Source organism: Domibacillus sp. A3M-37 (genome assembly GCF_024213455.1).
GTDB lineage: Bacteria > Bacillota > Bacilli > Bacillales > Domibacillaceae > Domibacillus > Domibacillus tundrae.
In genome coordinates, this window is record NZ_JANAVL010000002.1 from 442,170 (window position 1) to 454,080 (window position 11,911).

The 11,911-nt window shown below is 43.6% G+C and carries 13 protein-coding genes; all 13 read left to right on the forward strand.

Features of this window, described 5'->3' with window-relative positions; genetic code table 11:
• Positions 1 to 6: 6 nt before the first annotated feature.
• Entirely contained in the window at positions 7 to 648 is a 642-nt protein-coding gene (locus tag NLX67_RS06385; RefSeq protein ID WP_254310753.1) for a chemotaxis protein CheC, read from the forward strand.
• Positions 638 to 1,138 (forward strand): chemotaxis protein CheD, encoded by a 501-nt coding sequence (locus tag NLX67_RS06390; RefSeq protein ID WP_254310754.1) that lies wholly within the window; start codon positions 638 to 640, stop codon positions 1,136 to 1,138. The genes NLX67_RS06385 and NLX67_RS06390 overlap by 11 nt, the downstream gene beginning before the upstream one ends.
• 125 nt (positions 1,139 to 1,263) lie before the next feature.
• Complete coding sequence (locus NLX67_RS06395; protein WP_254310755.1) at positions 1,264 to 2,025, forward strand: FliA/WhiG family RNA polymerase sigma factor; 762 nt, start codon at positions 1,264 to 1,266, stop codon at positions 2,023 to 2,025.
• 118 nt (positions 2,026 to 2,143) lie between these two features.
• Positions 2,144 to 2,623, forward strand: a complete 480-nt coding sequence (locus NLX67_RS06400) for a DUF6115 domain-containing protein (RefSeq protein ID WP_046179196.1) — start codon at positions 2,144 to 2,146, stop codon at positions 2,621 to 2,623.
• Between the two features lie 145 nt (positions 2,624 to 2,768).
• Positions 2,769 to 3,521 (forward strand): 30S ribosomal protein S2, encoded by a 753-nt coding sequence (gene rpsB / locus NLX67_RS06405; RefSeq protein ID WP_046179197.1) that lies wholly within the window; start codon positions 2,769 to 2,771, stop codon positions 3,519 to 3,521.
• Positions 3,522 to 3,627: 106 nt separating this feature from the next.
• Positions 3,628 to 4,509, forward strand: coding sequence for a translation elongation factor Ts (gene tsf, locus NLX67_RS06410; protein ID WP_046179198.1), 882 nt, complete (start codon positions 3,628 to 3,630; stop codon positions 4,507 to 4,509).
• A 91-nt stretch (positions 4,510 to 4,600) separates the two neighbouring features.
• Positions 4,601 to 5,323 carry a UMP kinase gene (pyrH, locus tag NLX67_RS06415; protein WP_046179199.1) on the forward strand — a complete coding sequence of 241 codons (723 nt, stop codon included), beginning with the start codon at positions 4,601 to 4,603 and terminating at the stop codon, positions 5,321 to 5,323.
• A gap of 16 nt (positions 5,324 to 5,339) precedes the next feature.
• On the forward strand, positions 5,340 to 5,882 hold the full coding sequence (frr, locus tag NLX67_RS06420) for a ribosome recycling factor (RefSeq protein ID WP_256519648.1): 543 nt from the start codon (positions 5,340 to 5,342) through the stop codon (positions 5,880 to 5,882).
• A 117-nt stretch (positions 5,883 to 5,999) separates the two neighbouring features.
• Complete coding sequence (locus tag NLX67_RS06425; protein WP_046179201.1) at positions 6,000 to 6,761, forward strand: undecaprenyl pyrophosphate synthase; 762 nt, start codon at positions 6,000 to 6,002, stop codon at positions 6,759 to 6,761.
• 24 nt (positions 6,762 to 6,785) lie between these two features.
• Positions 6,786 to 7,574: a phosphatidate cytidylyltransferase gene (locus tag NLX67_RS06430; protein WP_254310757.1), complete on the forward strand. Its 789-nt coding sequence runs from the start codon at positions 6,786 to 6,788 to the stop codon at positions 7,572 to 7,574.
• A 12-nt stretch (positions 7,575 to 7,586) separates the two neighbouring features.
• Positions 7,587 to 8,738, forward strand: coding sequence for a 1-deoxy-D-xylulose-5-phosphate reductoisomerase (locus NLX67_RS06435; RefSeq protein ID WP_254310758.1), 1,152 nt, complete (start codon positions 7,587 to 7,589; stop codon positions 8,736 to 8,738).
• A gap of 162 nt (positions 8,739 to 8,900) precedes the next feature.
• Positions 8,901 to 10,157 (forward strand): RIP metalloprotease RseP, encoded by a 1,257-nt coding sequence (gene rseP, locus NLX67_RS06440; RefSeq protein WP_254310759.1) that lies wholly within the window; start codon positions 8,901 to 8,903, stop codon positions 10,155 to 10,157.
• Between the two features lie 34 nt (positions 10,158 to 10,191).
• Complete coding sequence (locus NLX67_RS06445; RefSeq protein ID WP_254310760.1) at positions 10,192 to 11,898, forward strand: proline--tRNA ligase; 1,707 nt, start codon at positions 10,192 to 10,194, stop codon at positions 11,896 to 11,898.
• The last annotated feature ends 13 nt before the right edge of the window (positions 11,899 to 11,911 follow it).

Here is an 11,911-nt window from a genome sequence, read left to right on the forward strand (position 1 = left end):
CCGATTATGAACTACATTGATAAAATTCAGCCCATTCATCTCGATATTTTAAAAGAAGTCGGCAATATAGGGGCGGGTCATGCTGCTACAGCCCTCTCTACCCTATTAAACCGAAAAATTGATATGAAAGTGCCAAACGTCCGGATTGTTCCTTTTGCAGAAATGATGGAGTTGACAGGTGGTTCTGAAAAAGAAGTCGTTAGTGTCAGCCTTGGTATTGAAGGAGAAGCAGGCGGCAATATGTTTTTTATGCTGACAGTAGAAGAAGCAAACCGCTTTATTCAAAAATTAATGAACGATGAATCGTTTACGTTTCATGATCGCAATGCCCATAATATTGGCTTTTCCGCTATGCAGGAAATGGGCAATATTTTATCTGGTTCCTATTTATCCGCACTAGGTGATTTTACACAATTAAAGCTGCAGCCATCTGTACCCGAACTTGCTGTTGATATGTTTGGAGCCATTATTAGCTACGGACTGCTTGAAATCTCTCAATACAGTGATTATACAATTGTCATTGACACCATTTTAACGGAAATGGATGAAGGGAATGTGGAAATTGTAAAAGGTCATTTTTTTCTTCTTCTGTCACCCGACTCCTTTCCGGTGTTGTTCGAAGCACTTGGAGCTGGCTATGGTAAATAAGACGGGCGAAATCGTAAAAGTCGGTATTGCCGATCTGAATGTTGTAAAGCCGCCTGACATGATTAGAACGTCAGGACTCGGCTCTTGTGTGGGTGTTGTTCTGTACGATGAATTGATTCAGATTGCCGGTATGGTGCATGTTATGCTTCCGGATTCAAGCCTTGCCAAAGCAGATATAAAAAATAAAGCGAAATTTGCGGATACCGGTATTCAGGCGCTCATTAAGGAACTGGAAAAACGCGGCACGCGATCGGTCCGCTTAAAAGCAAAAATAGCCGGTGGTGCTCAAATGTTTCAATTTAAATCCGGGACTGATTTAATGAAAATAGGTCCCCGAAATGTAGCCGCTGTCAAAGAGCAGCTTCAAGCGGCGCGTATCCCGATTTTTTCGGAAGATACCGGCGGCAGCAGCGGTCGGACAATTGAATTTAACCCGTCCACTTCTCTGCTTCATATTCGAACTGTGGATAAAGGTGAACAAACGATTTAATTACAGCAGCGGCAAGCATTCCGCTGCTTTTTTGTGTATATTGTTGGCAAGAAGGAGACTTTTCTTTAAAATAAAAGAAAGACTTGCAACGTGCTGTCATTTATTACGCTGGGAGGAGAGATTAGATGGCCAAACAAATGCCCCAGGATGAGCAGAAATTATGGGAGAGGTGGAAAGAAGAGCAGCATCCGGACGATGGGGATGTCCTCGTTGCCCGTTATATGCCGCTCGTTACGTTTCATTGCCGGCGTATTGGCGCTGCTCTCCCGAAAACAGTGAGCAGAGAAGAAGTGGCGAGCTATGGAATGACAGGTCTTTATGACGCCCTTCTGAAATTTGAGCCGTCGCGGGATTTAAAGTTTGACACATATGCCTCCTTTCGCATTCGAGGAGCCATTTTAGATGGACTTCGAAAAGAGGACTGGCTCCCAAGAGCAGCAAGGGAAAAATCGAAAAAAATTGAAGCTGCTTCTTCAAAGCTGGAGCAGAAATATTTACGGGCTGTTACACCCGATGAAGTAGCGGAAGAACTTGGGCTTTCTATCGAGGACGTGCAAGACACGATGGCAGAACATTTTTTCGCTCATATACTATCAATGGATGAGCAGCTTCAAGACCAGGATCAGCCGGAAGGAGCCGGCTTTGTCTTAAAAGATCAGCTGACGAAAACGCCGGAGGAAGAAGTAGTAAAACAAGAACAAATTGAGGAATTGTCAGCTCAAATTAAGAAGTTGACAGAGAAAGAACAGCTTGTTATTGATCTTTTTTATAAAGAAGAGCTCACGTTAACTGAGATTGGTGAAGTACTGAACCTTTCCACATCACGTATTTCTCAAATTCATTCAAAAGCACTTTTTAAACTAAAGCAGCAGCTGCTGAAAAATTAGCCAGTCTAACCCTGAAAAGCAGCAAGGGGAACAGCAGCGAAAAAAGAAACAGCAAAAGAAGGCGTATGCGCATCCATATAAGGGGCAGCAAATCGACTTCAGCGGATGAGAGGGACGTATGACAACATTTTTAATCACGATTTCTTTTTTAATTCATGCGATGAGTTTATTCGCCTTGATCATCCTTTTTCAGCGGCAGAACAAGCTGCATAATTCAGAGAAAAAAATGAAGCAGACCGCAGTGGAAATGGAAGAGATGATGACGGCTTTTTTAATGGAAATAAAAGAAGAAAATGAACAGTTCATTGCCCAGTTAACAAAAGAAGCACCGATAAAAAAAGTAAAACCTCCTGTCGAGATTGAACATGAAGACAAGCTTTTACCACCACTTACATCGCGAAAAGCAGCAGCAAAAGCATATGCTGGGGCGAAATCTGCTAAAGAAGAAACAGAACTACAGGCAGATATGCCGCTTGCACTGCAAATGGGTGAAATGAAAAAACAAGGAATGACAGACGAAGAAATAGCAAAAGCGCTGCATGTCGGCATGACGGAAGTAAAGCTTGCGCTTAAATTTAACAAAATTGAACAAAAATAGTTGCGGGGCAATAGTGAATATGATATAGTAACTAACGGTGTTAATACACACGCCTTTTGATTCGCCAACTGGTGCCGTTCTTGACGGAAGCTGGCTGAAAACGAGAAAGGCGGAGGAAATTTAACCAAACAGGAGGAAACAACACATGTCAGTAATTTCAATGAAGCAATTGCTTGAAGCAGGCGTTCACTTCGGTCACCAGACTCGCCGTTGGAACCCAAAAATGAAGAAGTACATTTTCCAGGAGCGTAACGGGATCTACATCATTGATCTTCAAAAAACAGTTCGCAAAGTGGAAGAAGCGTACAAATTTGTAAGAGAAGTTGCCGGTGACGGTGGTAAAGTATTGTTCGTGGGAACAAAAAAACAGGCACAAGATTCTGTGAAAGAAGAAGCAGAACGTTCAGGTCAATACTATGTAAACCAACGCTGGTTGGGTGGTACACTTACAAACTTCTCTACAATCCAAAAACGTGTACAACGTTTGAAAAACATTGAAAAAATGCAAGAAGACGGTACATTCGATGTACTTCCAAAGAAAGAAGTTGTTCAGCTTAAAAAAGAGCATGAGCGTCTTGTGAAATTCCTTGGCGGTATTCGTGATATGAAAGGTCTTCCGGATGCGCTTTTCATCATCGATCCACGCAAAGAGCGTATCGCTGTTGCAGAAGCACGTAAATTAAACATCCCGATCGTTGGAATTGTTGATACAAACTGTGATCCGGATGAAATCGACTACGTGATTCCAGCGAATGATGATGCAATCCGTGCGGTTAAACTTCTAACAGGTAAAATGGCTGATGCTGTTCTTGAAGCGAAACAAGGCGAAGAACTTGCTGAAGAAGCTGCTCAAGAAGAAGTGCAACAAGCTGAAACTGCAGAAGCTGCAGCTGAGTAATCAAACAGATAAAGGTGATAAGAGGGATACCCTTATCACCTTTTTTTAAAGAAATTAAAGATGAACCCGCAAAAAGCGGCCTTACATATTCAAAGGAGGAACAAAAATGGCTATTACTGCACAAATGGTAAAAGAACTTCGTGAGAAAACAGGCGCAGGCATGATGGACTGCAAAAAAGCACTTGTTGAAACAGACGGTAATTTGGATCAAGCGATTGATTACCTTCGTGAAAAAGGAATTGCAAAAGCGGCGAAAAAATCGGATCGTATTGCAGCAGAAGGTACAACATATATTACAAGCGAAGGCAACACAGCTGTTCTTCTTGAAGTAAACGCGGAAACAGATTTCGTAGCGAAAAACGAAAACTTCCAAGTGCTTGTAAAAGAAATTGCAGCACACCTTCTTGCTAACAAGCCGGCTTCTGTAGAAGAAGCGCTTGAGCAAACAATGGAAAACGGCAAAACAGTTGACACTTATATTAGTGAAGCCATTTCAAAAATCGGGGAAAAGCTCACACTTCGCCGCTTTGAAATTCGCACAAAAGGCGAAAACGCTGCTTTTGGTGAATATCTTCACATGGGCGGACGCATTGGCGTTTTAGCCGTTGTTGAAGGCACAACAGATGCTGCTGCAGCGAAAGACGTTGCGATGCATGCTGCTGCACTAAATCCGAAATATGTTTCACGCGATCAAGTTTCTGCAGAAGAAGTAGAGCGTGAACGCAAAGTATTAACAGAACAAGCATTAAACGAAGGAAAACCTGAAAAAATCGTTGCGAAAATGGTTGAAGGCCGTCTTGGCAAATTCTTTGAAGAAGTATGTATTTTGGATCAAGGCTTTGTTAAAGATCCGGATCAAAAAGTGGGTCAATTCCTTGAATCTAAAGGTGCGACATTGACTGAATTCATTCGCTATGAAGTTGGCGAAGGTTTAGAGAAACGTCAAGAAAACTTTGCTGAAGAAGTTATGAACCAAGTGAAAAAATAATGATTCCGTATCCGCCAGCCGGAAAGGAATAAGTGGAATCCCTTACCGCTTTTGGTGAGGGATTTCATGTACATTACAGATGGAGGTCTATATGAGCCAGCCCAAGTATAAACGCGTTGTATTAAAATTAAGTGGTGAAGCATTAGCAGGTGAGGCAGGGTTTGGAATTAATCCAACTGTCATTCAATCTGTTGCTGAACAAGTAAAAGAAGTAAGCGAACTGGGTGTTGAAGTAGCAGTTGTTGTTGGCGGTGGCAACATTTGGCGCGGCAAAATCGGCAGTGAAATGGGCATGGACCGGGCAACAGCGGATTATATGGGCATGCTGGCAACCGTTATGAACTCGATGGCCCTGCAAGACAGCTTAGAGCAGCTGGGCATTGAAACCCGTGTACAGACATCCATTGAAATGCGCCAAATTGCAGAGCCGTACATTCGCCGGCGCGCGATTCGTCATTTGGAAAAAGGGCGTGTGGTCATTTTTGCTGCAGGTACAGGAAATCCTTACTTCTCGACTGATACAACAGCCGCATTACGCGCTGCTGAAATTGAAGCAGAAGTGATTTTAATGGCAAAAAACAATGTGGATGGCGTCTATAGTGCAGATCCAAAAATAGACAAAAATGCTGTGAAATACACAGAACTGTCTTACCTGGATGTTATTAAAGAGGGGCTTGCAGTGATGGACTCTACAGCTTCTTCCTTATGTATGGATAACGATATTCCGTTAGTTGTATTTTCTGTTATGCAAAAAGGCAATATTAAACGTGTAGTATTAGGTGAAAATATTGGAACAACGGTAAGGGGGAAATAAGGTGTCTCAAGAAATTATGAACCAGTCCAAAGAAAAAATGCAAAAAGCCATTGGAGCGTTTAACCGTGAGCTTGCTTCTATCCGTGCCGGGCGGGCAAGTGCGAATGTGTTAGACCGGATAACGATTGATTATTACGGAACGCCTACACCGGTCAATCAACTTGCTTCTATTAATATTCCGGAAGCACGATTGCTCACTATTACCCCATACGATAAATCGTCTATGGGAGATATCGAAAAAGCGCTTATGAAATCGGATCTTGGCTTAACGCCATCAAATGATGGTTCTATCATCCGTTTGAATTTCCCTGCTTTAACAGAAGAGCGCCGGAAAGAGCTGGCGAAACTCGTGAAAAAAGAAGCTGAAGAGGCAAAAGTGGCGATTCGCAACATTCGTCGCGATGCAAATGACGACTTGAAAAAAAGCGAAAAAAACGGCGATCTGACTGAAGATGATCTTCGCGGCTATACAGAAGATGTTCAAAAGCAGACGGACGATTATATCCGCAAAGTGGACGAGATTGCCAAAGAAAAAGAACAAGAGATCATGGAAGTGTAAAAAGCAAACCCTCTTGCTGGCAGGAGGGTTTCTTTTTTTGGATTTTATTGCTCCACTTACTACGAAATCGGTATGTATGGTAAAATAGGTTGGAAGAAGCGATATGGGGGATTTTGTATGGCACATAAACAGTGGTTCTGGCAATCAAAAAATACAGAAGATGTTGTGATTTCTGAAGAAGGTATCCCTGTACATATTGCCATCATTATGGACGGAAACGGCCGCTGGGCAAAAAAAAGAGCCTTGCCCCGTATTGCCGGCCATAACGAGGGAATGAAAACCGTTCGAGAAATTACGAGATCCGCAAATCGGCTCGGCGTCAATGTGCTGACGCTTTATGCATTTTCTACAGAAAATTGGAAACGGCCTAAGCTGGAAGTTGATTTCTTAATGAAGTTACCAGAAGAATTTCTTTCTACGTTCTTACCTGAATTGATAGAAGAAAATGTTCGGGTGGAAATGATTGGTGATATAGAGCAGCTGCCTGAACATACAAAAAAAGCTGTTCAAAATGCGATGAATCGAACAGCTGGAAACGACGGACTTATTCTTAATTTCGCATTAAATTATGGCAGCCGCACCGAACTTGTCCAGGCTGTAAATTCGATCATCCAAGATGTAAGGGCAGGAACATTATCTGAGCAGGAGGTAACGGATGCAACCATTTCCCGTTATTTAATGACCAGCCATTTGCCGGAACCGGATCTGTTGATTCGGACGAGTGGAGAGCACCGGTTAAGCAATTTTATGTTATGGCAGCTAGCTTATACTGAATTTTTCTTTACGGACGTTCTATGGCCAGATTTTTCTGAAAAACATTTGCTTGAAGCAATTGCTTCTTATCAAAAGAGATCAAGGCGGTTTGGCGGTTTGTCGTAATGGAATGGTGGAGGATTAATTGAAATGAAACAACGAATCGTTACAGGAATTATTGCGGCTGCCGCATTTTTGCCAATTGTGCTGCTTGGTGGTCTGCCATTTATTCTTCTTATCTATATAATGACCACGGCTGCGGTGATGGAAGCATTAAAAATGAAAAAAATCCCTGTTTTTTCAATGCCGGGTTTTTTATCAATACTGCTTTGTTTTATTATGCTCATACCTCAGAGCAGGGCAGAGGTATGGTCCTTTTTAGGGCTGGGAAAATTGGAATACCTTGTTTTATTTGTTTTATTCTTTCTTGTGAATACGGTCATTACAAAAAATCATTTTACGTTTGAAGACGCAGGTTATTGTGTCCTGCTGCCGTTATACATTGGCTTTGGCTTCTCTTATTTGATCGAAACGAGAGAAGCGGGCATCGCGTTTGTGTTTTTTGCCCTGCTTATTACGTGGGCATCAGACTCAGGTGCTTATTTCATTGGCCGTTCATTTGGAAAACGAAAGCTTTGGCCGGATATCAGCCCAAATAAAACGGTAGCCGGATTTTACGGCGGGATTGCTTCGGCTGTCCTTGTCGCTGCTGTTTTTTTATTCATCCTTGACTTTAATGCACCGGCTGTATGGGTACTCGTTGCTGCCGCGATTCTTTCTGTAGCCGGGCAAATTGGCGATTTAGCTGAATCGGCATTGAAGCGTCATTGTAACGTAAAAGACTCTGGTAAACTGCTGCCCGGGCACGGAGGCGTTTTAGATCGGACAGACAGCTGGCTCTTCGTATTTCCATTGTTACATATGCTTCAATTATTGTAGGAGGATGATGTATTGAAAACGATAAGTTTATTAGGGGCGACCGGGTCTATCGGAATGCAGACACTTGACATTATCCGTCAGCATCCGGATTCGTTTCGATTATCCGCTTTTTCCGCAGGACGGAATGAACACGTTGCGGAAAAGACGATTCGTGAATTTAATCCTGCCTTTGTGTCGGTTTTGGAGAAAGATGCAGCGGATCGTCTACAATCGAATTTCCCGCATGTAAAGGTTCTGTATGGAAAGGAAGGGCTCGAAGCGGTGGCTGTTCATGCAGAGGCGGATACACTCGTCAATGCAGTGATTGGCAGTGTCGGACTTGAGCCGACATTAAAAGCGATTGAAGCAGGGAAAAATATCGCCATTGCAAATAAAGAAACACTCGTGACAGCCGGTCATATTGTCACAGCGGCTGCAAAAAGAGCTGGAGTTCATTTATTGCCGGTGGACAGTGAACATTCGGCTATTTTCCAAAGCCTGCAAGGTGAACAGGAAAAAAACATAAGCCGCCTCATTTTAACAGCCTCAGGTGGAAGCTTCCGCGATAAAAAACGGGAAGAATTGAAACAGGTGACAGTAGAAGAAACATTAAATCATCCAAACTGGTCAATGGGCGCGAAAATTACAGTTGATTCTGCTACAATGATGAATAAGGGGCTTGAAGTGATTGAAGCACATTGGCTGTTTAACTTGCCATATGAGCGGATTGATGTTATTTTACATCGGGAAAGCATCATTCATTCCATGGTTGAGTTCCATGATCGCTCGGTTATGGCTCAGCTCGGTTCGCCTGATATGCGTGTTCCGATTCAATATGCTCTGACATGGCCGGACCGGCTGCCGCTCCCGGATACAAAAGTGTTAAATTTAGCGGAAATCGGCCAGCTTCATTTTCAAGAAATGGATTTGGAGCGGTATCGCATGCTTTATCTTGCTTATGAGGCAGGAAGAACTGGCGGAACGATGCCGGCAGTTATGAATGCGGCGAACGAAGAAGCAGTTGCTGCTTTTCTAGATCGAAAGCTTTCATTTCTTCAAATTGAAGAACTGGTGGAGCGGGCAATGGAAAGCCATTCAACTGTGCAATCACCAGAACTTGGCGCCATTTTGGAAGCAGATGCACAGGCAAGAGCGACAGTACGCTCACTTTTACCCCACACTTAACGGGCAGTAAGATCCTCACGCCTCAAGGTGATGGGAAGCAAAGAAACTAGGCGTGATATTAACTGCCCGTAAAGGTCCGATTAGTTCAACTAACCATCCGAGGAGGGTGACCTTCCTCGGATAGAAGTTTCACTTTATCATAAAAAAGGTGGTTAGAAACGTTTGAATACCGTCATAGCGTTTATCGTTATATTTGGGTCGCTTGTTTTTTTCCATGAGCTGGGCCATTTTATATTTGCCAAACGGGCAGGCATTTTATGCCGTGAATTTGCAATTGGGTTCGGGCCAAAAGTATTTGCCCACAAAAAAGGGGAAACCGTTTATACCATTCGACTTCTTCCGCTCGGCGGGTATGTCCGAATGGCAGGGGAAGACCCGGAAATGACAGAATTAAAAGCCGGCCAGCGAATCGGCGTTGTGTTTAATACTCAAGGAGAGGCTGTTAACCTTATTGTAAACGGCCGAGACCGCTTTAAAGATGCACGCATCATTGAGGTTGAAAAAGCAGATCTTGAACATGGCTTGACGATCAGTGGTTATGAAGAAGGGGAAGAGGAATTAAAAACCTATCCTGTTCATCGTGAAGCGCTTATGACAGAAGACCAGTTAAGCACACAAATTGCACCATATGACCGTCAGTTTAATTCAAAAACGCTGCCGCAGCGGGCAATGGCCATTTTTGCGGGACCGCTGTTTAACTTTATTCTTGCTTTTATTATCTTTGTCGTGCTGGCTATGATTCAAGGAATTCCGACGAATGAGCCGGAACTCGGTGAAGTCATTAATGAAGGGCCAGCTGTTGAAGCCGGCTTGCAAGAAGGAGACCGTGTTGTTTCTATTAATGGAGAAAGCATGGCATCCTGGGAAGAAATTGTTACCGTCATTCAGGAAAATCCGGAAAAGGAATTGACGTTTGCGATTGACCGTGAAGGAGACCAGTTAACGGTGCCAGTCACACCTTCTGCAGAAGAAGCGGAAGGAAAAACATTCGGGCGGATTGGTGTATATAGTCCGTTTGAACATTCTATTGTCGGTTCATTTACGTACGGAGCAAAAGAAGTGTACAATTGGACAAAGCTTATTTTTGAATTGCTGGGCACGATTGTGACCGGTCAATTTTCCATTGATATGCTGTCAGGACCTGTTGGCATTTATGTGTCGACCGATACGGTTGCCCAATCCGGCATCATGAATTTGGCGAAATGGGCAGGCGTCTTAAGTATTAATTTAGGGATTATGAACTTGCTGCCGCTTCCTGCCCTTGATGGCGGACGCCTCATGTTTTTCCTTTATGAAGCGGTGCGGGGAAAACCAGTGGACCGTCAAATGGAAGGCATGGTGCATTTTGTCGGATTTGCGCTGCTCATGCTGTTAATGATTGTTGTTACGTGGAACGACATTCAGCGGTTCTTTTTATAGTAAATTATTATGATCTTAGTTGAGGTGCGATTGAATGAAACAAAGCAAAACGTTAATTCCAACGATGCGGGAAGTGCCGGCTGATGCAGAAGTAAAAAGTCATCAGCTCCTTCTTCGTGCCGGTTTTATTCGGCAAAATGCGAGCGGTATATACAGCTATTTGCCGCTTGGGAAAAAAATGCTCCGCAAGGTAGAAGACATCGTTCGTGAAGAAATGGACGATGCGGGAGCGGTTGAATTGTTAATGCCAGCACTGCAGCAAGCAGAGCTTTGGCAGGAATCCGGACGCTGGCAGACGTACGGACCGGAATTGATGCGCCTAAAAGACCGTCATTCGAGGGACTTCGCACTCGGCGCTACACATGAGGAAGTCATTACGTCACTTGTCCGGGACGAAATTAAATCATATAAGCGTCTGCCTTTAACCCTGTATCAAATTCAAACAAAGTTTCGTGATGAAAAGCGTCCGCGTTTTGGCTTGCTTCGCGGCCGTGAATTCGTGATGAAAGACGCTTATTCATTCCATGCATCCCAGGAAAGTTTAGATGAAGTATACGACCGCTTGTTTGAAGCATACTCTAATGTGTTTCGCCGGTGCGGATTGAACTTCCGGGCTGTTATTGCCGATTCGGGCGCGATGGGTGGAAAAGACACTCATGAATTTATGGTACTGTCTGAAATTGGGGAAGACACGATTGCCTATTCAGATACATCTGATTATGCGGCGAATGTCGAAATGGCCCCTGTTGTAACCGTTCACGAAAAAAGCAGTGAAGAGCAAAAGCCGCTTCAAAAAGTAGAAACACCAGACTCAAAAACGATTGAATCCGTCGGCGCTTTTTTAAATGTTTCAGCTGAACAGTGCATTAAAACGCTCCTTTTTAACGTTGATGATGAAATGGTTGTTGTGTTAGCGCGCGGTGATCATGAAATTAACGATATTAAATTAAAAAATGTCCTGAATGCGAAAACGGTTGAAATGGCCCAGGAAGAAGAAGCGGCTAAATTATTCGGTGCCACGTTTGGATCGCTTGGACCGGTTGACCTCCCTGACGATGTAAAAGTGTTAGCCGATAATGCCGTTCATTCAATGGTAAACGTCGTCTGCGGCGCGAATGAAAACGGGTGGCACTATGTGAATGCCAATATGGAGCGCGACTTTAACGTAACAGAATTTGCTGATCTTCGCTTTATTTTAGAAGGCGACCCGTCTCCAGATGGTGAAGGAACAATTCAATTTGCTAAAGGCATTGAAGTTGGCCACATTTTTAAACTCGGCACCCGTTACAGTGAAGCGATGAATGCTGTTTATTTAGATGAAAACGGGCGGACACAGCCGATGATTATGGGCTGCTACGGTATCGGTGTATCCCGTATTGTTGCGGCGATCGCAGAACAATTTAACGATGAAAACGGCTTTGTCTGGCCGGTGAATTTAACACCATTTGATGTGCATGTGATTCCGGTTAACGTGAAAGACGCGGCGCAAGTAAAAGCATCGGATGATATTTATACCGCATTGCGTTCAGCCGGTATAACTGTCCTGCTTGATGACCGCGCTGAACGGGCGGGTGTTAAGTTTACAGACAGTGATTTAATCGGTTTGCCAATCCGTGTAACTGCTGGAAAAAAAGCGGCTGAAGGCATTGTCGAGATTAAAGTTCGTAAAACAGGCGACGTTGTTGAAGCGTCTGTCAATGAGATTGTGCAGGCTGTACGTAACCTGCAAGCTGCACTTTAAAAAGAAAAAGGAT

Coding starts and splice junctions, on each gene's coding strand:
- NLX67_RS06385 (WP_254310753.1), top strand. CDS start 7: ATGAACTACATTGATAAAATTCAGCCCATTCATCTCGATATTTTAAAA.
- NLX67_RS06390 (WP_254310754.1), top strand. CDS start 638: ATGGTAAATAAGACGGGCGAAATCGTAAAAGTCGGTATTGCCGATCTG.
- NLX67_RS06395 (WP_254310755.1), top strand. CDS start 1,264: ATGGCCAAACAAATGCCCCAGGATGAGCAGAAATTATGGGAGAGGTGG.
- NLX67_RS06400 (WP_046179196.1), top strand. CDS start 2,144: ATGACAACATTTTTAATCACGATTTCTTTTTTAATTCATGCGATGAGT.
- rpsB (WP_046179197.1), top strand. CDS start 2,769: ATGTCAGTAATTTCAATGAAGCAATTGCTTGAAGCAGGCGTTCACTTC.
- tsf (WP_046179198.1), top strand. CDS start 3,628: ATGGCTATTACTGCACAAATGGTAAAAGAACTTCGTGAGAAAACAGGC.
- pyrH (WP_046179199.1), top strand. CDS start 4,601: ATGAGCCAGCCCAAGTATAAACGCGTTGTATTAAAATTAAGTGGTGAA.
- frr (WP_256519648.1), top strand. CDS start 5,340: ATGAACCAGTCCAAAGAAAAAATGCAAAAAGCCATTGGAGCGTTTAAC.
- NLX67_RS06425 (WP_046179201.1), top strand. CDS start 6,000: ATGGCACATAAACAGTGGTTCTGGCAATCAAAAAATACAGAAGATGTT.
- NLX67_RS06430 (WP_254310757.1), top strand. CDS start 6,786: ATGAAACAACGAATCGTTACAGGAATTATTGCGGCTGCCGCATTTTTG.
- NLX67_RS06445 (WP_254310760.1), top strand. CDS start 10,192: ATGAAACAAAGCAAAACGTTAATTCCAACGATGCGGGAAGTGCCGGCT.